Raw genomic sequence first — 215 nt, 5'->3', positions numbered from 1 at the left:
GCTGCCCTTTGCTGTGTCGCGCGGTCAGCGTCAGCATCGCGACGGTGTAGCCCTTGGCTGTCGCCCACCGCAGCATCTCGCTTAGATCTTCCGTACGCCGGGCGCCGATCTTTGCCGCGCATTGCGGGCACGCCCACACACTCCCGCAGGTCGTCAGACCCGAAAAACCAGCGGGAGCACCCGAGCCGCCACGCACTCCGACACCCTCGTTTGAG

The sequence above is a fragment of the Caenispirillum bisanense genome, assembly GCF_039523075.1.
Lineage (GTDB): Bacteria > Pseudomonadota > Alphaproteobacteria > Rhodospirillales > Rhodospirillaceae > Caenispirillum > Caenispirillum bisanense.
Note: the sequence above shows the minus strand (reverse complement) of the source record.